This window comes from Lipingzhangella rawalii, from assembly GCF_031628175.1.
Taxonomy (GTDB): Bacteria; Actinomycetota; Actinomycetes; order Streptosporangiales; family Streptosporangiaceae; genus Lipingzhangella_A; species Lipingzhangella_A rawalii.
Genome location: NZ_JAVLVT010000006.1, coordinates 126,464 through 147,559, shown reverse-complemented (window position 1 = coordinate 147,559; position 21,096 = coordinate 126,464). Strand labels below are relative to the sequence as shown.

The following is a 21,096-nucleotide window of genomic DNA, read 5'->3' as shown; positions in this document are numbered from 1 at the left end:
TCACATGCCTCCGGTCTGCGTGACGCCGCCGTCCACGACCACGGTCTGGCCGGTGAGCCAGGCCGCATCCGCAGAGAGGAGGAACGCCGCCGCCCCGGCCACATCCCCAGGAACACCGAGCCGCCGCATCGGATAGATCTGGGCGGCCCCGTCCTCGTTGTCCTCGTAGAGCGCGGCCGCGAACCTGGTCTTCACCACGGCGGGGGCCACCGCGTTCACGCGTATGTGCGGGCCGAGCTCCACCGCCAGCTCGGCGGTGATGTGGGACAGCATCGCCTTGCTGGCTCCGTAGAACCCGATTCCGGGCGCGGGCCGCTCTCCGGCGACGGAGGACACGTTGACCACGGCTCCGCCGTGCTCGCCCAGCCAGGACTTGTGGGCCCACTGGGTCCAGGCGAGCGCAGCAAGGGCGTTGACCTCGAAGATCTTCCGTGCCGCGTCCAGGTCCAGCTCGATCATCGGGCCGTAGGTCGGATTGATTCCGGCGTTGTTGACCAGAAGGTCCAGCCGGCCGAAGGTGTCCACCGTGCGTTCCACGGTTTCCTGCTGATGGTCGGGGCGATCCGCCTTTCCGGCGACGCCGATCGCGTGGTCCGGACCGCCGAGCTCGGCAACGGCACTGTCCAACGCCTCGGTGTTGCGGCCGGTGATGCACACACGGGCGCCCTCGGCCACCAGCCGCTGCGCGATCCCGAATCCGATACCCCGGCTCGCCCCGGTCACCAGGGCCACCTGGCCGGCGAACCTCTCCTGCCCCATCGCGAATTCCTCTCCTGGATGGTGGCCGTTCTACGGCCACCACCGCACGACAACACTGAACCGACTGGTCGGTATGTTTGATCCTACGGGGGAGGAATCCTGCACCGCAAGAGGCGCCCACACACGTGACCGGCGCTCCGCTTCCCCGGAGCGCCGGTTTGTCAGAACTGCGTCACGCCTCGGGACCGCACTGTCGAAACCCGAGGAATCCGAGGGTCGGTCACGCCTGCCCAGCCAGACGCAGAAAGCCACTGACGGGGGGCAGAATCTGTCCGGGCACGCTCTCGTCCGGCAGCAGGGCGCGCACGGCGGGACTCACGTCTCCGAAGACGTCGAAGCGCTGGATGGTGCAGTGGTCCATGACCCGGGCTATGCCCTGCGCGGCAATGTCTACGTGCCGTTCGATGGACTCCGAGTCGCGGTGTAGTTGGATGCTATGCGCCAGCATGTTCTCCGGGTCGAGGAACACCTGCACCATGAGCGGGGTCCCGTTGCGTTCCACATGATCCACAGCCGCGTGAATGGCTGCGGTGAACTCCTCCAGCTGACCGTCGTGAATGCGCATGACGTTGTGCAGGATGATGGGGCTGCTCCCCACGGGAGTTGATGTCATGCCGCCATCGTCATATTTGAACTTAAATTGAAGTCAAGGATTGGGAGACGGGAATCGCCTCCGGAACGCCGGCACCGGTCACACCCCGGCCGCGGGGGCAGCTCCCGCCCAGTCCGACTCCGCCGACCCCGACTCTCCCGCCAGCGCCGCGGGCAGCTCCTCGGCATGCACGATATGCAGGCTGCTCACCGCGCGGGTCAGTGCCACGTACAGCTGTTGCAGGCCGCGCGGCGTCAAGTCGACAATGCGGACTGGCTCGACGACGACGACCGCGTCGAACTCCAGTCCCTTGGCGATACTCGCCGGAACACACACCAGCCGCGAGGACTCCAGAGCCGCCTCGTGTTCTCCGGCCAGAGCCGGTTCCAGCCCGGCAGTCCGTAAGTGTGTGCACAGCTGGTCGATGTGGTCGTCGGCGGCGACCACTCCCACCGAGCCCGCGCCTTTGAGACCCTCCCGGCTGGCCAGAACCACGGCCTCCGGGAGATCCGTCCCGGCCACCGGGCTGATCCGCAACGCCTCCTCGTGGTGGCGCACACCAACCGGGGCAGTGAGAACCGGTGCGATCTCCGTCAACAGGCGTGCAGCGTAGTCGATGATCTCGGCCGGGACGCGGAACCCACGATCCAGCACCGCCAACCGTGCATCCGGCTGCCCAAGGTGCCCCAACAGGGTCGTCCAGTCGCTGACGGCCGAGGGGCTGGTGCCCTGTGCGATATCGCCGAGTACGGTCAGCGAACCGCGGGTGCAGCGGCGTCCGATCACCCGGCACTGCATGGGGCTCAGGTCCTGGGCCTCGTCCACCACGATGTGGCCCATCGTCGATGGGCGGTCGATCAGGGCGGCCGCCTCGTCGATCAGGGCCAGGTCGGCCACGGACCAGCGCGCGGACTTCGGACCTCGGGGCCGCCCCGGCAGCATGATGGTCTGCTGCTCCTCGGGCCCGAGAATTCCCTCGGCGCAGCGACCGAGTCGCTCGGCATCGGTCAGCAGGGTCAGCACCAGGCGAACCGGATCGGCCTTGGGCCACATCTTGCGTACGGCAGCGGTGATCGAGCGATTGCGTCGGAGCTGGGTGAGGGTACTGGAATCGCAGGCCTCCCCGGAGTTCTCCATCTGGCGCATAACCAGATGCGCCAGCCGCTGGGTCAGCAGATTCGGCCCGTTGGCGTAGGCCAGATCCCGCTCCCGCAGCTCGGCGATGGTCTCCGCGAGCTCATCGGGGTAGATCCGCCACCGACGCGCGCCCCGCTCCACCACCAGGATGTCCTCCAGCGGCGCCGGCTGCTCCCACAGCGCCCGTCGCACCACCTCGGCCATGCGGACCTCGCCCTTGATGCGCGCTGCGGCGGACTCGTCGAGACGACGAACCGGCACGTGCCCCACGAGCTCCTCGATCGTGGTCTGGCGCACACCGACCTCACCCAGTGCGGGCAAGACGTTGCGAATGTAGGACAGGAAAGCACGGTTCGGACCGATAATCATCACGCCACCGTCCTGGCGCAACCGTTCGCGTTCGGTGTAGAGAAGGTAGGCGATCCGGTGGAGTCCCACCGCGGTCTTTCCGGTGCCGGGCGCCCCCTGGACACACAGGGCGGGGCGCAGCGGGACCCGGACCAGCTCGTCCTGCTCCGGCTGGATTGTGGCAACGATGTCGCGCATCGGACCGGAACGAGGCCGTTCTATCTCCTCGGCGAGCAGTCCCCCCACAATGTCCCCACCGCCGGGGGTGGCTTCCGTGACCAGCCGCTCGTCCTCGTATGCGGTCAGCTCGGGAGTGTCATCGAAGCCGAATCGCCGGCGCAACTGCACCCCCTGGGGGGCTGCGGGACTCGCCCGATAGAAGGACGAGGCGAGCTGCGCGCGCCAGTCGATCACCAGGGGAACGCCATCGGCATCGTGAATGTGCCGCCGACCGACGTACACGTGGTCCGCGGTGGTCGTGCTCCTCGGGTCCGGGACGCCCGCCCCGACCGCCGCACCGGATTCGGCGTGCGGACCGGTATCCGGAAGGGAGCCAGTGCCGGTGCGGGGCGCGGGTTCGAAGATCGCGCCGGGGCGGTAGTCGATCCGCCCGAAGAACAGGGGAGCGTTGGGGAGATCCGCGAGTTCTTCGGCCCGACGCTCCCGGTCGCGGGCCAGGACCCGGTTGACATAGGTGTAGTCGGCGTCCTCCGAACTGTCCTGGACGGTCTCGGTGGTCGCCATGTCCGTGCGCATCCACTCCAGAGCCGCGCGAGCCCGCGCCAGGTAGGCACGTTCGGCGGCGATTTCGGGATCAACGGCAGCATCAGACACAGGTTCGGTCATCACGGCATCCCAGATTCCTGCTCGCAGACGAGCGGTGGAAGAAGCGGGCGGCAGGCGCGGGTCCCGCCCCGGAAAACCGGTCCGGTGCGTTGCGATCCTCAGCGCAGGCAGAAAACACCCAACACAAATTGACAATCCTACGTACAGGTGTCAGCGATACCAAATCGCGGGTGGTGTGCTCAGTCGGGGCTTGTGCAAGTTCCTGACATGCCTGGTTCGTAGCTGCCCCCCGCAGATGGGCGGGGCTCGTTCGGGCAGGTCACCGAGCACGCGGGTGGTCGAGGCGACGTTGCTGGGCCCCGCGGCCTTGAGGACGCCGATGGCCAGGGTGCGCAGCCGCCATGCGCGGGGGCGCGGCCTCGCTGGGTACGGTGAAGGCGTCCTTGCGGAGGGCGGTGTCGCGGATGGAGTGGCCGGAATTCTCGATCACCCAATGCCAACGCAGGTCGGCACCCAACTCCGCCAAGCCGGCCTGATGAGCCTCCGGCCTGGTCAAGGCATAGTTCGTCTCCCGAGCCTGAGGACGGTCCGCTGCTCTGCGGCGGCAGTAGAGCCGGATCGCGAACGCCGCGTGAGTAAGGGCGAACCCCGAGGATCAGGGCGATGGCCAGGCGCGTGATAGTGACGGTACCGGTTGCCCCCGGTGGAGGCACACACCTGTGAGATGGCCATCTCCGCAGCCATGTGGGTAATTGGGCGGCTGCGGGGCAGCGCTCGACCAGGGACAACGGCCCTCAACCGACAGCGGCGCACTACGGCGAGACACGAGAGCAGGTCCCTCCAGACGGCTCGATGAGTCGGCCGCACTTCTCACCATCGCCACCGGGTCCTGCTCTGTTCCTGTCACCCCGCATCAGTGTCAACAACCTCCCACCCCCGCAACAACTAATCCCGTAGGCACAGGCGCCGGCAATGTCCCCAGTTTGCCGGACCCCTGATGCAGGACGAACGCGATTCAGGTGTGACCGCATGCGGACATCTCCAGTCACGCTATGCGACAGGAAAAAATGAGGACGTCCTTCCTATTGTTCATATAATCTTCCAAGATCAAACCTGGGGCAGCTCGCAAGAGGTGCAGTGAGTCCACGGCGGGGCGCAGCTTCGACGCCTTCCTACCACTGTCCGTGATCGCCAATTATTCGTGGGTGTTGCGTTCGTCACATGGGCATGCTATAAATCCACAAATCTCGTTAATGCCCATGTAACTTCCACATGGGGACACGATTAATGCGTTGCTACATATATTTTTCTTGTGATCGATCATTGAAGGCTGTATCGGTGGGATTGATATGCGCAGAGTGGTAGTGACGGGTGGCGGCACGGGAATTGGACGGGCCATCGCGGAGAGGTTCGCCGGCCAGGGGGACGAGGTGTTCGTCGTTGGGCGGCGGAAGGACCGGCTCGAGCAGGTGTCCGCCACGACCCCGGAGGGAGCGATCCGTCCACTGGTCGCCGACCTCTCCAATGAGGAGGCAGTCCTGCGAGCCGCCGAGGAGCTGTCCGATAAACCCCTGGACGTACTCGTCAACAATGCCGGCGGACTCGTGGCCCGGGAGAAGGACGGCCTGGCGGGGACCTTCGACGTGCACCGTCGCGTCATTGAACGCAACCTCCTGACGGCGATGACATTCACGGAGGCACTCTGGGAGCACCTGACCCGCCCGGGCGGGCGCGTGGTCAATATCGGTTCGATCGCGGGTCAACGCGGTGGTGGCGGCGGGTACGCCGCGGCGAAGGCCGGGCTGAGTGTCTGGGGCTTCGACCTGGCCGCCAAGGGTGGCCCGGACGGCATCACTGTGAACACTGTTTCCCCCGGCTATGTCCAGGACACCGAGTTCTTCGGCGAAAATGGCCGTTCCGCCCGGCACGACGGTCTTGTCGCCCAGACACTGCTGGGGCGTGCGGGCACCCCAGCGGACGTCGCGGCCACCGTTGCTTTCCTGGCCTCGGACGACGCCGCCTGGATCACCGGCCAGGTGATCGGAGTCAACGGGGGAGCCCTGCTCGGCCGCTAACCCGATTGTCCCTCTGCTCTAGCAATATCCACCCGCGTGTCTGGTGAGAGAATATTCGTGACCGAAAACCGCAGAAAAAGAATTCTGTATCTGTTCCCCGATCGTGGATCGCGCGCGGACACCGAGTGGGAACGCACCACCTTCTGGCCCAGTTACGCACGTGTCGCCGAACAGGTAGGAATGGATTTCGGACTGGCTAACCCCGAGCATATCGTCATGTCCGATGGAAAAGCCTACTGGCAGAGCCAGAGACTAGATCCGGAATGGGACATCATCGTTTACGACATCCGTTCCGGACCTACCCACCAGGTCGACCTGTGGCAGAACCTGACCACGGTTCGATCCCTGGATTCCCTAGGATTCTGGTCCGCCATTCCGCTTTCGGAAGCGCTGCTGTTCAACGATAAGTTCGCCACAGCGGAGGCGCTGCGGGACGCACCGTTACCGGTCATCCCCTCGGTCCGGCTGACCGCCGGGAGGGACATCCACCGATTGGGACACGGGGACTTGATCCCGGATGCGTGGTTTCCCGTCTTCATCAAACCCGTCTCCTGGGGGCGCGGACTTGGGTGTGTGCGGTGCGCGGACCGACCGACCCTAGACGCGGTTCTCGGCCTGGCCTCGGGCAGCGGCGCGGCGATGCTCGTACAACCGTCCGTGGGTGAAATCGCCGCCGACGTCCGTGTCGTGGTGGTCGAGGGCGAGATCGTCGCCGTCTACGACCGGGTGCCCGGTGAGGGTTCCCACGTGGCCAACATCAGCCGGGGTGGGTCCTTCAGCGAACGAACCGAGATCGAACCGGCCGTGCGTGAGCTGGTGGATCTCGTATATGCCCGATACGACCTGTCCTACCTGTGCATCGACCTACTCAGAACGTCAGACGGCGCCCTCTGGTTCTCGGAGGTCGAGCCCGATGGGGCGGTCTCCGCACTGTTCGGCGATCCCGAAGCCCTCCTGCGAGTGGTGGGCACCCGCTTTCGCGCCTACGCCGCACGCCTCGACGCCCACCTGGCCCGGACCCTTCCCTCGACTACCGCACCAGAGGGAGTCCGCCCCCTTCGAGAGGCGATGCTGTGAGTATCGGCACCGCCGGGGCCGACCACGTCCTCGCCGAGGCCCGTCGGTGGCTGGGGCCCGCGAACGACCCCGATGACCTCCAAGACTTCGCCGATCTCACCCCCTGGACCTTCACGCGAATGCAGGACGCGGCCAGGACTCGTGCGCGTTCGAACGGAGGACTGGTCGTTGCCAGTGGCGGGACCACGGGGGCACCGAAGCTAACCGTCATGGCCCCGAACCTGGGCGTTCCGCGGCTGTTGCCGCACTGGCGCCCCCTCGGAGCGGGGGACGTCCTGCTTAACCTCTTCTCCCCCGGGCGCATGTGGGGCGCGCAGTACTTCTACAACGCGCTCTCGGGGTACTGCCAGAGCACGGTGGCTCCCATCGGCTCGCTCGCCCCCAAGGATGTCGCCGAATGGGCACCCACCCTGGCCGGGCTGGGGGTCAACGCAATCGCTGGCGCACCCAACGCGGTCGCCCGGTTCGCCGAGGCTGTATCGGCGAACGGTGTCGACCTCGACGTCCGCACCATCATTTGGGCCGGTGAACCGATGACGCCCGCACGGTCGACCGTCATTCACGAGGCATTCCCGGAAGCCGGCCTCTGGGGCAACTACGGGTCCATCGAGACATTCGTCATCGGCGTGAACCGGCCCGGGTGCCGCACGGACGTTTTCCATCTGCTCCCGGACCAGCTTCTCGAGCCCGAGGACGAGGGCGCACTGCTCAGCCGGGTCGGCGAGGGCTGGCCTGCGCCCGCGGTGCGCTTCCGGCTGGGCGATCGCGTCGAGCCGATGACGTGCCCCTGCGCGGACGGCCACGCGTTCCGGGTCGTGGGGCGTGTGGACGACCAATTCAAGCTCTGTGGGGTCATGCTGCGCGCCGGGGACATTCTGGAACGGGCCGTGACCATTCCGGGGGTGCGCGAGGCTCAGCTCCTGCTCTACTGCGACCCGGCCGATCCAGCCGCCGTGACCTCCCTACAGCTGCACTACACCGAGGCCGAACGGGAAGCTCACGGGGTCCGGTCGGAGCTGGTGCGCCGCACCGACGGCCTCGACATTCTTGACCTGAGCGTACCGGACACGGTGTCCGTGAAGCGAGTCGCCGTGCTCGAGCGCAGCCCCCGCACTGACAAAGTTCTGCCGGTCCTCTGGCGCGACGCACTCGACCCCCCGAATCATGGAGGACACTCGTGACCACTCTGCCGAGCGTCGACTCCCCCAGGTCCTCGCCCCTCGGAGAGAATCGGCCAACCAGGGCCTTTCTCGCCCCCGAACGCGGGGACGGGCGGGCCCTGGACACCGACCTCCCCGCCTATGACAGGTTCCGGGCTTGGTTCACCCGGCCGCTCCTCACCCGCCCCGCCTTCCTGGACGCCGAACAGACACGTGGACTCGACCACGACCTGCCCCTGCTTCTGAGAACCCTCCAATCCCTACCGGATCGGCTCTTCGATGGCGACGAGGCGGCGTTCGCTCGGGCACTGGGCTGGACCGGGCCCGGCCTCGCAGCCGCCCTCGACATGCTGTCCGGTCCCAAGGTGCCTCTAGGCCGCGCTGACCTCGTGTTCGGCCCTTCGGGGTTTCGGATGGTGGAGTTCAACACCTCCAGCTCCCTCGGCTCCTTCGAATTCGGCGAACTGTGCCGGGCCACCCTGTGCGACCCCTCCTTCCGGGAGTTTGCCCTCGCCGAGAGCCTGGAGTACCACGATCCCCTCGAACTCATGTCCCGCACCCTGCTGGACACCTTCGGCGGGCGGGTCGAGGACCGGCCGACCATCGCGCTCACCCACTGGGTGACCTCACCGGTCCAGGTCAACGCCTCGCTCTTCGTGGACCTCATGACCGACCTTGGTTTTCGCATGGTGACCTGCACGGTCAAGGACCTCGAGTACCGAGGCGGGCACCTGTACGCCCACGGGGTCAGGGTCGATGCCGTGTACCGGACGTTCCTCCTCAAGACCGTCGCCCAAGAGCCGGACGCCGCCGACCTACTGGCCCCGCTGCACGCGGCCGCATCCGAGGGGGCCGTCGGCCTGTTCTCCCCGCTCAACGCCGACCTATACGGCACCAAGGCGTGCATGGCGATGCTCAGTGACGACCGCAACCGGAACCGGTTCACCCCAGAGGAACTCGACACGATCGACCGCCTGCTGCCCTGGACCCGATCCCTGACCGATGCCGACTCCGTGGAGCACAGGGACGGGTCACTCCTGGAGCACACCCTGGCGGCGCGGGAGAACCTGGTGCTCAAACCGAGTATCGGGCACGCGGGACAGGGCATCCATGCGGGCTGGATGACCGAACCGCACGCCTGGCCCGCCCTCGTGCGCAACGCCGTCGAGCAGAAACACATCGTCCAGGAACGGGTCCCCTCGCTCGCCGAACGGTTCCACGGGTCAGACAGGCGGGACCCGCCCTCCACCTGTCACCTGCACTGGGGAATGTTCGTCACCTCCGCCGGGCTGAGCGGCGGATTCGTCAAGGGCCTCCTCGGCCGCGACCAGGACATCCGATACCTGGGAGACGGGTCGCACGTCGGCTGTGTCTTCCACGTCGCACCCTTCGCCCAAACCTGAGGAGACACCTCCATGCTCATCAACACCAAGGAACGGATCGAAACCCTCCTGGAAGCCGAGGTCGAGTTTCGAGGAGCGTCCAGAACCACGCCCCAGGAGGACTTCCACCGCGACAAGATCGCCCGGGCCTGGGAACGGGCTCGCTCCTCCGCCGCCTATGCGCATCTTGGCGCGTTCTCCTGGGAGGCGTTCACCGCCCTACCCGTCACCCCGAAGGAACGGCTGAAGGAGGACCCCTGGTGCTTCGTTGCCGTCCCCCTCGGAACCTGCGCGAAATATTACGAGACGACCGGAACCACCGGCGGAGCCACGCCCACCCCGCGCCTGGCCGAGGACATCATCTGGAACACCGCCTCGGTGGCCTCCGCCTGGCGGGACGTCCTCACCGATCATGACCGCGTGCTCAGCCTGCTCCCCTCCGACATCGTCCCCGTCGGGGATCTGGTCAGCTCGGTTTGTGATTACCTCGACCTGCCGCACACTCGTGCCTACCCGTTCGCCACCGGCATCTCGGACTGGGACCGCCTAATCGACCTCTGGACCACGCTGCGTCCGACCACAGTCTTTCTCGCCCCCGGGGTGGCCCTCCAACTCACCCGTCTGCTCCAGCAACGCGGCTTTCTGGGGGACGTGAGCAGATCCGTGCGCTCCCTCATGCTGCTGGGCGAGGTGAGCGTGCCCGCCATGCGCCGTCGCCTCGGCCAGTGGTGGGAGGCCTCGGTGTACGACGCGAGCTACGGCAGCACCGAGACCGGAACCCTGGCGGCCACCTGCCGGGAGGACCACCTACACCTACTCACCTCGGCAAACTACATCGAGCTGGACCAGGGTGATCGGACCGTCCCGTTGACAGCCGCGTCCGGGACCGGCGATCTCGTGGTCACCCCGCTCAACCTCCACGCCCGACCCCTGCTGCGCTACGCCACCGGGGACCGAGCGGAGGTGTCCGACGGCTGCGCGTGCGGCGGTGCCGCACCCGTTGTCAGGATCCTGGGCCGGGGCACCGATGGCTTGCGCGTCCACGGAGTCGCGCTGACCCCCGGCGTGGTCGAGGAGGTCGTCTATGGCGCCACGACCGCCACCGGGTACCTCCTGGAGACCGACTCCCACGGAAAGACGGCCCGGCTACTCCTGGAACGCGGCGTCGGCACCGACCGCTCCCTGGAAGGGCGGATGGCGGAGGAACTCCAGCGCCGGTCACGGGAACACCTGGGGACGGAGTGGGACGAGGTCACGTTCGTGAACACTCTGCCCGCCAACACCAAGAGCGGTGGTTCGCAGAAGAGCTGGAAGCGCTCCAACATCCGGATCGTGGAGACATCGTGACACTCGCCCCCGCCGCCCCCTCACCAGCAGTCCCGGTGACCGGCGCCGCCGACCTCTGGTGCACCTACGCCGCCGTCCGCACCCTCACCTGGTTGGGTCGTGCCGAGAATGCCGATCCGCTGGGGGAGACCGCGGAACAGATGCGGCGGCGCCGCAACCCCGACGGAGGCTACGCCTGGAACCGGGGCATGGCCTCCGACGCCTGGGCCACCTTCTACTGCGCGTCCACCCTGGCCGACCTGGGGCAGGAGGTCGCCGACGTCGAGCACACCGGAAGGTGGCTGCGCCAGACGTGGACGGGCGAGGCCTACGCCATGATGCCTGGACAGAATGCGGAGGTCTGGGCCACCCACTTCTCCACCCGCACCACCGTCTCTGTCTGCGGCGAGGATGTCCCCGACCGGGAGCGCCTGCTGAACTGGCTTGGCGAACTTCAGACGCAGGATGGCGGACTGAGCTGGTCGCCCGACCACGCCCGCGCGGGAGGCGCCGACGTACGCGCCTGCTACTACGGGGTGGCCGCCTGGCGTGCGCTCGACTCCCTGGAACCCGCGCTCGTCCCATGGAACACCGAAGCACTCATCGCCTGGCTGCGGGCACAGCAGCACTCCGACGGCGGCTTCGGCTTCGACTCCCGTGCCGAAGTGCCGTGCATGTGGGCCACCTACCGTGCTGTCGGGGCCCTGGCCGCCCTGGATTCGGGTCCCGCCGAACCGTGCGCACCGTGGATCCTCTCCCAGCGTGTCCCCTCCGGTGCGTTCGTCCGATGGCCCGGCTACCCGGTGGCGGACGTGTGGGCTTCCTTCTGCGCGGTAGGCGCACTGCGGGAGATCGGGGAACGGATCACCGAGGAAATCGCCGACGCCGTGGAGAATCGCCTTCTCGAACTGGCCTGCCCCGGTGGCGGTTACACCTACCGGGAACCCGAACACGCGGCGGACGCCCTCACCACGGCGGCCGCGCTGCTGAGCGCGCATCCCGACCACCCCGCCTCGGAGGAGAGGCGCCGCTGGTTGGAAGGGTGCCAACTGCCCAACGAAGGCGGTGTGATGTACATGCCCGGGCGCGGGGCCGAGGTGCGGTGCACACTGTGGGCGCTGGCCGCCGGCGCCTTCCGGGATGACCCGCGCTCCCTACGCGAGATCACCGGGTGGCTGGGCGGACTCCAGAACCCCGACGGCGGTTTCGGTTACTGGCACGGTCGCGGTTCGGACCTAGTCTCGACCGCGGCCGCCGTCGAGATCCTATGGCTCGCCGGAAGTTCCCCCGAGCAGCCGGCCCTGGCCCCCGGGACCTTGGAGGCCTTCGTCCAGGCGTGTTACCGAGACGCGCCGGGCGAAGCACCGGGGTGGGGCAACGTACCCGGCGCGCGGCCCACGTTGCGCTCAGGTCTCCATGCAACCAGGGTGCTCGCCAGTCTCGGCCATCCAACCTCTGAGCTCGTCACCGACCTGCTCGCCCGGCACCGCGTACGGGGAGGCGGTTGGGCCGACCAGGGCAACCGAATGCCCGACCTCATCTCCACCTTCGAAGCGGTCGTCAGCGCCGACCGGAACGGTGTCGGCGTCGACCCGTACCACGTCGGGGCGTTCCTCGACCGGACCGGGGGCGGGGAGGGAGTCGCCTGGACGCCTCTCGCGCCGCCCGGCCGAGACCCCCTCGCCGCCTGCCTGCACCTGCTGTTGCGGCGGAGGCTGGCCGACCCCGATCTCGATCTCCCCGCCCTCACCCTGTCCTGAAGGATCCGCCTTGCCGACGATCACCATCGCCACCCCCGCCCGGACTCCGTCTCACCGCCGTGCCGTCGCCCTACGGCTGACCCGGTGGCTGGCCGACCATGAGGGAATCGACCCCGCACACGTGATCGTGCGGTTCCCGCCGACCCCGGAACAGACGGTCTTCAGCGGTGGCATGCCCATGGACACCCTGCCCGCCGGCAACGGTTCGTTGCAGCACGCGTCGGTGACCTGCTGTGTGGGTCCCGAACGCGATGAGGGGTTCCGCTCCGGCCTCGCGGCCGAGATCGCAGACGCCCTGGGGGCGACCAAGGACACGCCCTTTCTGTACATCGAGTTCCGTCCCACCCCTCGGGACCACGTCTATCTGTGGCGCCGGGGTGAACTCCAACGAGCCGATCTCGCAACGAGCACCTCCGAATACGACCAGGAGACCCGATGACCGACAGCAGCGACGACATCCAGCAGAGAGTGCGCGCCGTCCTCCATCGCCAGCTGGGCGAGGACGCCCAGACCATCGCGACGGACGAGGACCTCGCCGCCGTTCTGGGGGAACGTTACGACAGCCTCACCGCCATGGAGTGCGTGACCGGGATCGAGGACGCCTTCGCGATCGAGGTCGACTTCGTCGCCCACGACGTCCGTTACTGGTTCTCCACCGTCGGACGGATGACCGAGTTCGTCCGTAACGAGCTTGAGGACCGCGCAGTCCTGGAGCGTGGACAGTGAGTTGCGGGGCGCATCGATCCACCGACGAGGTTTCCTTCGCCACGTCCGGGCAGTCGGACTGTCCCGTGGTGTGGGTGCGCACCGTTGAGCAGATGCGGGCGGAGGCCGCTCTGCTCGCCGACACCGTCATCGGCGAGGTCGACCGCGTGGTCAACTTCGCCCCGCCACGACACCTGTACGGTTCCCTGCTAGGCGAGTATCTACCCGCGCACCTGCGGGTTCCGGTCCGACACCAGTGGGAGGACCCGCTGTCCCCGGTCGAACTGGCCGCGGACGAGCGCGTCCTCCTCGTGTGCCTGCCCGCCACCTGGGTAGTGCTACGCAGCCACGTCGAACGACTGCGCTCACTCTCGGGTGTCGTCGCGGTCCACGGAACGGGACCCACCACCACCGCCACCGACCGGATCGTCGAGGCACTCGCGGGGGCTCGTTTCCGTGGGGTTGAGCTGCTCGGTTCCACCGAGACCGGTGCCATCGCCCACCGCCCCCTCGTCCCCTCCGCTGGTGGCTCGCTCGGCGGATCACCGCTGTGGACCCTCTTCGACGACACGTCACTGGTGAGCGCCCCCACACCCAGTGGCGAACAGCCGCTCCGGGTCCGAAGCCCCCGCCTCGCCCGACGCGAGAACGAGAGCGCGTGGCCCGACAGTCTGGAACTGGACGATCTCGTACGCCCCCGGGACGGCGGCCGGTTCGAACTGTTGGGGCGCTCCTCCCGCCTGGTCAAGGTGAACGGGGTACGCCTGCACCTGGAACACGTCGAACATGCGCTTCGTGAGCGGTTCCCGCACACCGACATCGTGTGCGTACCTGTACGGGATGACGTACGCGCCGAACACTTCGACCTGTATTACACCGACCTCGCCGACACGGGTGAAGGCACAGTCGCAGCCGAGGACCTGCACGGGGTCCTGAAAACGGTCTTCCCCCAGGCTCCGCTGCCCCGCGTCACCCACGGGGTCGCCCGAATCCCTCGGGGCGCGGCCGGAAAGGTGCGGCTCGACCTTCTCCTGTCCTCACTCGAGACCGCGCCGGGTGGGGATGTCCGTGAGTGAGGAGAACACACCCGCCACAGCCGCCGCGCTGCTCGCCGCCGCCGGCTGGAAGAACCAACTGTCGTTGTCCGAGGCAGAACGCGAACAGATGGTGCAGGGCCACGCACTCCTCACCGAGGCGGTGCAGGTCCGGCCTGTCTACGGGGTCACCCAGGGTTTCGGCCCGCTCGCGGACCATACCGCCGACCCGGACCCGAAACGTCAGGGAATGGGGTTGATCGACCACCTCACCGTGGGTCAAGGCCGCCCCCTACCACCGGACGTCACCCGCCTGATGGTGTGGATCCGCCTGCGCGGGATGACGCATGGGCACTCCGGCGTGGAACCGGGGATCTGGGACCAGCTGGCCGCCCAGTGGAACGCCGGGTTCACCCCGGTCGTTCCGGAGGACGGAAGCCTCAGCGCCAGCGGCGATCTGGTACCCCTGGCCCATGCGGCCCAGGCCGCCACAGGGAACGGCCGAGCGTGGACCCGGTCGGACGACGGGACTTGGCGGCAGTTGCCCGCCCGCGACGACCAGGAGCGGCTCGGTCTCACCCCAGTCCATTGGGAGGCCCGTTCGGCGTTGGCGTTCGTCAACGGCACATCGGCGTCCCTGGCCCGGGGCCTGGTCAACCATGTGCGTTTGGCGGCTCTGGCCCATGCCGCGACCGCCGTCACCGGGCGGTTGGCCGCGTTGTTGGGCTGCGACCCCGCGCCCTTTGGCCCGGAACTGGCCGAAGTCCGGGGACACCCCGGGCACCGGACTGCCGCCGCGCTGATCGGGCGGGAGTTTCCCGACGGTGCGCGCCGGAATCCGGCGAGGCCCTTCCAGGAGCCCTACTCGCTCCGGTGCGCGCCACAGGTGATCGGCGCGGTACTGGACCAGCTCCGACTCCAGGAAACCATCCTGGTCACCGAAGCCCTGGGGTGCACGGACAACCCGGTCCTGGTGAACGGGGAGCTCCACCACGGCGGCAACTTCCACGCGGCACCGGTCGCGCTCGCCAGCGAGCAGCACACCGTGTGCATCCACCAACTCGCCTATCTGATGGAACGTCAGCTCGCGCTGGCCCTGGACCCACATCGCAATGGCGGACTGCCCATGTTGCTCGCCCACGAACCAGGCCGGACCAGCGGGCTGGCCGGAGTCCAGATCGCGGCGACCTCCCATCTGGCGGCAATTCGGCAGCGAGCCTACCCCGCCTCCTGCACCCCGGTCCCCAGCAACCTCGATAACCAGGACCACGTCCCGCTGGCACTCAACGGAACCAACGCCGTTGCCGATGCGCTGGACCGGGCATGGTGGATCGTGGCCTCGGCACATCACGCTTTGGCCGCAATACACCGGCTCCAGGGACGGCCCGACGAGAGCGGCCGCTGGGGACGTCTCCTCACGGACGTCCCCGTTCTCACCACTGACCGGCCGCTGGCCGAAGAGACGGCGGATCTGGCCGCGCGGCTCGAATTCGAGTACTCGCACCCGGAAGACCCCTTCGAATCCGAGGAGTGGGCCCCTTGATGTCCGACCTATCCACCGCCCCCACCCTCCTGAACGCCAGGCACCAACCCGATTGGGCCTGTCCCGAGGATCTCGCGGACTCGCTCGAACAGTTGCGTTCGAGGGCCCCGCTGGTTACCTTCCCGGCCCGCTACTCGCTCCAGCGCGAACTCAGTGATATCGCCTCGGGCCACGGATTGTTCCTCCAGTCGGGGGACTGTGCGGAACGCTTCGCCGACGCCACCCCCGAACGCATGGGCGCCAAGATCGAACTGCTGGGACGCATGGCCGACCTGGTCGAGTCCGCCACGGCCACGCCCGTGGTGCGGATCGGCCGGTTCGCTGGCCAGCACGCCAAACCCCGGTCCCAGCGGACGGAAACCACCGCAGACGGCCGGGTGCTGCCCGTCTACCTCGGCGACGCGGTCAACGCGGCGGAGGAGGATGCCCAGGCCAGGACCTGCGACGCCCGACGGCTGCTGTCCTCCTACGACCACTCGGCTCGTGCGCTCGATAGCCTCTTCCCCGCCGGGCTCCTACCTCCCTACGGGGGCGTCGACGCTCCCTTCTCCGTGACCTACGCAAGCCATGAGGCGTTATTGATCGACTATGAAAACGCCCTGGTCCGCGAGGAGGAACACGGGCGCGGACACTACGCTTCCTCCGCTCACTACCTGTGGATTGGCGAACGCACACGTGACGTCGACGGCGCGCATGTGGCCTTCGCGGAACGGGTGAACAACCCCATCGGCGTCAAGGTCGGCCCCCATGCCTGCGCCGCGGAACTGACCACCCTGGTACGTCGGCTGGCCGAGGGACACGCTCCGGGTCGGTTGAGCCTGATCATCCGGATGGGGGACAGCATCGAGGAACGGCTGCCCCTCCTGCTCCAGGAGATGGGTACGGCGGCGCACCGCGTGCTGTGGGTGTGCGACCCCATGCACGGGAACACCCGGAACAATCGGCATGGCCAGAAGACCAGGGTCATGACGGACATCCTCGCGGAGGTGCGTCGCTGCCTCACCGTGCTGCGCAAGCATGGTCTGCGCCTGTCTGGTCTCCACCTGGAGACCACCCCCGAGCCCGTACTCGAATGTGTGGACTCCGCGGCTGACCTGGAGCATCACCTGGACCGGTACACCTCGGCCTGCGACCCAAGACTCAACGGAGAGCAGGCACTGGCGGTGGTCTCGGCCGCGGTGGGTTGGGGCTGGAGCGGCTTCGACCCTCCTCCTTCGGGGTTCGGCCTGCCCCGAGAAGCGAAGGAAGACATCCGTTGAGCACCGCCCCCGGGGAAACGCCCCCTCCTCCCGTGCCGAACGACCGCCCCGGAAGCCTGTGGCGCCACGCGGACTTCCTCAGATATTGGCTGAGCCAGACCCTGTCCCGCAGCGGAGTCCAGATCGCCACGCTCGCCCTGCCGTTGGCCGCTATCTACCTGCTCGACGCCTCACCGGGCCAGCTGGGCATTCTCAATGCGGCCGTCTTCGCCCCCTACCTGCTGGTCTCGCTGCTGGCCGGCGTGTGGATCGACCGGTGTCGTAAACGCAACCTCCTGATCGGCGCGGACCTGGGACGCGTGCTGGCCCTGTCCGCGGTACCCCTGCTGGCGCTGTTCGGCGTACTCGAGATCCACCACCTGTACGTCATCGCGTTCGCTATGGGGGTATTCGCCGTCTTCTTCGACGTCTCCGGAACGGCCTACCTCCCCACTCTCGTGGGCCGGGAACAACTCCTGGACGGCAACAGCAAACTCCAGGCCAGCATCGTCGTCACCCAGTCCGGGGGCCCGGCGCTCGCCGGTGTGTTCGTCCAGTTCCTGGGCGCTCCCATCACCCTGGTGATCAGCGCCGTCACCAGCCTGACCTCGGTGGCGTCGATGCTCACCATACGGAACCGGGAAGAGAAACCGCCGGTCCCGGAACAGCGACAGAGGGCCCTCGCGGAGATATGGGAGTCCCTGCGCTTCATCGCCAAGGACAGGTACCTGCGATTCCTTACCGTGCGTTCGGGCGTCAACAACCTGTTCTTCACTGCCCGTAACACCGTGTTGCCCCTGTTCGTCCTTCAAGTCCTCGGGCTGAACAGCGCCATTTTGGGCCTGATCCTGGGAGTCGGCGCGCTCGGGGCGCTCCTGGGGGCGACGATCGCCAAACCGATGGCACAGCGGCTGGGCCCGGGCCGGGTGATCGTGGGCGCCTACGGCATCTCCTCCCTGGCCCAGATTCTCCTGCCGGCCGCGCACGGCCCCGCATCCCTAGTCCTGGCCATGCTGCTACCGATGTTCTTCGTCGGCGGACTGTTTATGACCGTCGGCAACACCAACGTCGCCACCCTACAGCAGATGCTGATCCCACAAGAGAAGCTGGGCAAGGTGGTCGCGGGGATGCGCACGGTCACCTGGGGAAGTATGCCGCTGGGCGCCCTGTTGGGCGGATCCCTCGGTTCGGTCCTGGGGGTCCGTGAGGCGCTCATCGTCACAGCCGTCGGTTTCTGCCTCTCAGCGCTCTGGATCGCCCTGTCCCCGATCGCCAAGTTGCGCTCTTTCCCGGAGAGCCCCCCACAGGACACCACTGCTGTCCCCACGAAAGAGAGCCCCAAGAGCACCACGACAGAGGAAAGCTGATGCTCGCCAACCCACAGAGAAAGCCGGATGCGTTCGTCTTCGCCGGAGGCTTCCGGGTACTGCAACGCAGCCCCGCCTATCTCACCGAACTGCTCCGGCGGAGAATCCGTGTCCTGGTCGTCACCCCCGAGGACTCGAGGGAGCGGGCCGAGAAGGCCCTGGGCGACTCCGACTCGCCGATCTCCCAAATCACCGACATTGCCTACGTGGACGGCGCCCTGGACCGGGAGTCCTCCTTCAATCCCGGAGTCTTCGCCGCTCTGGAGCGCTGGCGGGAGGACTACCGGGTGGTCGGAGTGTACGCCATGGAGGAGACCCTGGTGGAGCCTGCCGTTTTGGTCAGCGACATGCTGGGCCTGCCCTCACCCGGCTTGCGGGCGGGCCGGGTCTGCCGCAGCAAGTACCTTCAGCGTGCCTTCCTGAACGGGTTCGGGCCGGAGTCCCTGACGGTACCGCCAGGGCGGCGCCGCGCGGTGGATACCACGGCGCTGAAGTACCCAGCCGTACTCAAACCCGCGACCCGGCACGCCAGTTCCGGCGTGGTTGTCTGCGAGGCCCCCGAGGAGCTGGCCGGGCTCCTCCCCGAGTACCCCGGACACGAGACACTGCTGATCGAGCAGAAAGTGACCGGCCAGGAGTACTCCGTCGAGTCGTTGATCCAGAACAGCGAAACCATCTTCGCCTCCTTCAGCCGCAAGGAAACCACGGAGCCTAAGACGCGGTCATTCGTCGAACTGTCCCACTCGGTACCAGGCGAGGACACCCGGTACGGCGACCGGAGTGTCGGGGAGATCCTCCTCGAAGCCAACCAACGGGTGCTGGACATCCTGGGGTTCGAAAACGGGGTCACCCACTCCGAATGGCGGGTCACAGCTACCGGAGAGCTGTTCCTCATGGAGATCGCCTCCCGCACCCCCGGCGACGGGCTCACCCTGCTCTACGAGCAGGCCTGCGGTACGCCGTTGGAGACACAAATCGTGCGCATCGCCTTGGGCGAGGCGGCATCCTACCCCGCTCCCCGGCGCCGGGCGCGTCAAGTCTATCTGGAACACCGGCCGGGGATCCTGCGTGATGTCCGGTTGGACTGGCCGGGCACCGAGGTGACCTGGGTCGGGGAGGCCGACCTGTGGCCCACGCTCACCCCCGGTTCCGTGGGTGACCCGCCCGCGCTTCGGGCACTGATCGTTCTCAAGGCGAGGGGGGAACGGTTGGAGACGCTCCGCTCCTCCGACGACCGTACGGTCAGCTTCCTCATCGACGCCGATACCACAGCCGAACTCGACGCCCTCGAAGCGCGGGTTCGCCTCGCCACGACGATCGAGGTGGACTGATGTTCTTCACCACAGTGGAAGCCGACGCCTTCGGTACGAAGTGCTACCTCCTCGCCCGTGGCCGGGGGACCGACTGCGTGATAGTCGACCCGGGAATCGGTGTCGCGGGTCGCCTGGACGAGGAGGTGCGGGCGAACGGTCTACGCCCCGTCGCTGTGCTGCTGACCCACGGACACCTCGACCACACCGACGCGACCACACAGGTGTGCCGTGCCTACGATGTACCTGTACACATCCACCAGGGTGACGTCTGGATGCTGTCAGATCCTTTCGCTGGCCTGGGCTCGGAGTTCGCTCCCCAGTTCGAAGAGGTCCTCGGACCCGACTGGATCTGGACCGAGCCCGACGACGTGCGTTTCCTCAGCGGTGGATCCGAGATCGAGCTCGCCGGTCTGGCGTTCGGTGTCGACCACACCCCGGGGCACACTCCAGGTTCGGTCATGTTCAACCTTCCGGGCGACGAGAGGGCACACTCGTACTGCCTGGTGGGGGACACCCTCCACGCGGGGACCATCGGACGCACCGACATGCCCGGTGGCGACCGGGGCCAGGCCCTACACTCGCTGAGGTCAAAGATACTGGTCAAACCCGATGAGACCGTGGCCCTGACCGGTCACGGGCGTGACAGCACGGTCGGCAGGGAGCGGTTCACCAACCCTTTCCTTCTGCAAGCTGCCAAGTACGAAACTATGGAACCGGCCGATAGCGAGGGTGGGCGGACCATCCGGTGACCAGTTGCATCCGGGGGGAACATCGCTCGGGCTACGCAGCTTGGCCACCGAACGACCCTCCACCCCTCGCTGCTTCACCATGCGCCTCCAGCAAGATTGTTGCTCAAACTACTCGACCAGCTCCTCGCCGCAGGGGCACGAGCCGTCCGCGCGGCGATTCTCCAGCACCCACGCCCAGGCCTCGCACTGGATTTGGGGTTGTGAAACCTCCGTGGCCAGAGATTCGACAAGCTCTGCCGCCGAGGAGACACGACGTGCCTGGACCACCCGGAATGTCAGCCACTCCGCTGCACCAGCAGAGACGCCGGGCGTCGAGTTCGTGTCGGTGGTGCGGCCCCTCGACCACCTGGTCATCCCCGCTCTGCGTCCACATTGCGTGTGCCCGTCGCTCCCCGCTCGGAACTGACAGATCGGTAGCTCGTAACTCCCGATCAGCGCGCAGGAGGACCAGGCGTGGGTGATCCGCGACCACAGGCTCGGATCGGCCACGGCGATATTGCGCCAATTTCACGCTGATGGTGCAGGTCCGGGCGGCGGGCTGGGCTGAGGGGCCGCGGAGGGTGGTGTCGCGAATGTGGTGGCTAGAGTTCTCGATCGCCCAATGCCCGCGCAGGTAGGCAGCCAACTCCGCCGGATCGGACTGGCGAGCGTCCAGACTTGTCAGGGCATAGATCGTCTCCCGAGCCCGGGGGCGGTCCCCTGGTCTGCGGCGGCGGTAGGGCCGGATCGCGAGCACCGCGTAAGC

17 protein-coding genes are annotated in these 21,096 nt (G+C 67.4%); 14 read left to right on the top strand and 3 right to left on the bottom strand.

Features of this window, described 5'->3' with window-relative positions; all coding sequences use genetic code 11:
• The 3 genes from RIF23_RS14585 to RIF23_RS14575 all read right to left on the bottom strand — a co-directional run bounded on the left by RIF23_RS14585 (position 1) and on the right by RIF23_RS14575 (position 3,682).
• Entirely contained in the window at positions 1-759 is a 759-nt protein-coding gene (locus RIF23_RS14585; protein ID WP_310913081.1) for an SDR family oxidoreductase, read from the bottom strand.
• Between the two features lie 220 nt (positions 760-979).
• Positions 980-1,372 carry a hypothetical protein gene (locus tag RIF23_RS14580; RefSeq protein WP_310913080.1) on the bottom strand — a complete coding sequence of 131 codons (393 nt, stop codon included), beginning with the start codon at positions 1,370-1,372 and terminating at the stop codon, positions 980-982.
• Positions 1,373-1,450: 78 nt separating this feature from the next.
• The gene (locus tag RIF23_RS14575; RefSeq protein ID WP_310913079.1) at positions 1,451-3,682 is read right to left on the bottom strand and encodes a HelD family protein; all 2,232 of its coding nucleotides are present in this window, start codon (positions 3,680-3,682) and stop codon (positions 1,451-1,453) included.
• A 1,289-nt stretch (positions 3,683-4,971) separates the two neighbouring features.
• Between RIF23_RS14575 and RIF23_RS14570 the strand changes: the two genes are divergently transcribed.
• The 14 genes from RIF23_RS14570 to RIF23_RS14505 all read left to right on the top strand — a co-directional run bounded on the left by RIF23_RS14570 (position 4,972) and on the right by RIF23_RS14505 (position 20,351).
• Complete coding sequence (locus RIF23_RS14570; protein WP_310913078.1) at positions 4,972-5,697, top strand: SDR family NAD(P)-dependent oxidoreductase; 726 nt, start codon at positions 4,972-4,974, stop codon at positions 5,695-5,697.
• Positions 5,698-5,913: 216 nt separating this feature from the next.
• Positions 5,914-6,774, top strand: a complete 861-nt coding sequence (locus RIF23_RS14565; RefSeq protein WP_310913077.1) for an ATP-grasp domain-containing protein — start codon at positions 5,914-5,916, stop codon at positions 6,772-6,774.
• Entirely contained in the window at positions 6,771-7,955 is a 1,185-nt protein-coding gene (locus RIF23_RS14560) for a phenylacetate--CoA ligase family protein (protein ID WP_310913076.1), read from the top strand. Before RIF23_RS14565 ends, RIF23_RS14560 begins: the two co-directional genes overlap by 4 nt.
• Positions 7,952-9,337 (top strand): hypothetical protein, encoded by a 1,386-nt coding sequence (locus RIF23_RS14555; protein WP_310913075.1) that lies wholly within the window; start codon positions 7,952-7,954, stop codon positions 9,335-9,337. The genes RIF23_RS14560 and RIF23_RS14555 overlap by 4 nt, the downstream gene beginning before the upstream one ends.
• Before the next feature lie 12 nt (positions 9,338-9,349).
• The gene (locus RIF23_RS14550) at positions 9,350-10,663 is read left to right on the top strand and encodes a phenylacetate--CoA ligase family protein (RefSeq protein WP_310913074.1); all 1,314 of its coding nucleotides are present in this window, start codon (positions 9,350-9,352) and stop codon (positions 10,661-10,663) included.
• Positions 10,660-12,402 carry a terpene cyclase/mutase family protein gene (locus RIF23_RS14545; RefSeq protein WP_310913073.1) on the top strand — a complete coding sequence of 581 codons (1,743 nt, stop codon included), beginning with the start codon at positions 10,660-10,662 and terminating at the stop codon, positions 12,400-12,402. Before RIF23_RS14550 ends, RIF23_RS14545 begins: the two co-directional genes overlap by 4 nt.
• 10 nt (positions 12,403-12,412) lie before the next feature.
• A complete protein-coding gene (locus RIF23_RS14540; protein WP_310913072.1) occupies positions 12,413-12,841 on the top strand; it encodes a tautomerase family protein in 429 nt (142 codons plus the stop codon).
• Positions 12,838-13,128, top strand: coding sequence for an acyl carrier protein (locus RIF23_RS14535; RefSeq protein WP_310913071.1), 291 nt, complete (start codon positions 12,838-12,840; stop codon positions 13,126-13,128). Before RIF23_RS14540 ends, RIF23_RS14535 begins: the two co-directional genes overlap by 4 nt.
• Entirely contained in the window at positions 13,125-14,183 is a 1,059-nt protein-coding gene (locus RIF23_RS14530) for a class I adenylate-forming enzyme family protein (RefSeq protein ID WP_310913070.1), read from the top strand. Before RIF23_RS14535 ends, RIF23_RS14530 begins: the two co-directional genes overlap by 4 nt.
• Positions 14,176-15,684 (top strand): aromatic amino acid ammonia-lyase, encoded by a 1,509-nt coding sequence (locus RIF23_RS14525; RefSeq protein WP_310913069.1) that lies wholly within the window; start codon positions 14,176-14,178, stop codon positions 15,682-15,684. The genes RIF23_RS14530 and RIF23_RS14525 overlap by 8 nt, the downstream gene beginning before the upstream one ends.
• Positions 15,684-16,943 carry a 3-deoxy-7-phosphoheptulonate synthase gene (locus RIF23_RS14520; RefSeq protein ID WP_310913068.1) on the top strand — a complete coding sequence of 420 codons (1,260 nt, stop codon included), beginning with the start codon at positions 15,684-15,686 and terminating at the stop codon, positions 16,941-16,943. Before RIF23_RS14525 ends, RIF23_RS14520 begins: the two co-directional genes overlap by 1 nt.
• Positions 16,940-18,289, top strand: coding sequence for an MFS transporter (locus tag RIF23_RS14515; protein WP_310913067.1), 1,350 nt, complete (start codon positions 16,940-16,942; stop codon positions 18,287-18,289). Before RIF23_RS14520 ends, RIF23_RS14515 begins: the two co-directional genes overlap by 4 nt.
• A complete protein-coding gene (locus tag RIF23_RS14510; RefSeq protein ID WP_310913066.1) occupies positions 18,289-19,620 on the top strand; it encodes an ATP-grasp domain-containing protein in 1,332 nt (443 codons plus the stop codon). The genes RIF23_RS14515 and RIF23_RS14510 overlap by 1 nt, the downstream gene beginning before the upstream one ends.
• Positions 19,620-20,351 (top strand): MBL fold metallo-hydrolase, encoded by a 732-nt coding sequence (locus RIF23_RS14505; RefSeq protein ID WP_310913065.1) that lies wholly within the window; start codon positions 19,620-19,622, stop codon positions 20,349-20,351. Before RIF23_RS14510 ends, RIF23_RS14505 begins: the two co-directional genes overlap by 1 nt.
• Positions 20,352-21,096: the final 745 nt, after the last annotated feature.

Excerpts from the sequence above, each read along its gene's own strand:
- RIF23_RS14585 (WP_310913081.1), bottom strand. The coding sequence starts at position 759 with ATGGGGCAGGAGAGGTTCGCCGGCCAGGTGGCCCTGGTGACCGGGGCG.
- RIF23_RS14580 (WP_310913080.1), bottom strand. The coding sequence starts at position 1,372 with ATGACATCAACTCCCGTGGGGAGCAGCCCCATCATCCTGCACAACGTC.
- RIF23_RS14575 (WP_310913079.1), bottom strand. The coding sequence starts at position 3,682 with ATGACCGAACCTGTGTCTGATGCTGCCGTTGATCCCGAAATCGCCGCC.
- RIF23_RS14570 (WP_310913078.1), top strand. The coding sequence starts at position 4,972 with ATGCGCAGAGTGGTAGTGACGGGTGGCGGCACGGGAATTGGACGGGCC.
- RIF23_RS14565 (WP_310913077.1), top strand. The coding sequence starts at position 5,914 with ATGTCCGATGGAAAAGCCTACTGGCAGAGCCAGAGACTAGATCCGGAA.
- RIF23_RS14550 (WP_310913074.1), top strand. The coding sequence starts at position 9,350 with ATGCTCATCAACACCAAGGAACGGATCGAAACCCTCCTGGAAGCCGAG.
- RIF23_RS14535 (WP_310913071.1), top strand. The coding sequence starts at position 12,838 with ATGACCGACAGCAGCGACGACATCCAGCAGAGAGTGCGCGCCGTCCTC.
- RIF23_RS14520 (WP_310913068.1), top strand. The coding sequence starts at position 15,684 with ATGTCCGACCTATCCACCGCCCCCACCCTCCTGAACGCCAGGCACCAA.
- RIF23_RS14510 (WP_310913066.1), top strand. The coding sequence starts at position 18,289 with ATGCTCGCCAACCCACAGAGAAAGCCGGATGCGTTCGTCTTCGCCGGA.
- RIF23_RS14505 (WP_310913065.1), top strand. The coding sequence starts at position 19,620 with ATGTTCTTCACCACAGTGGAAGCCGACGCCTTCGGTACGAAGTGCTAC.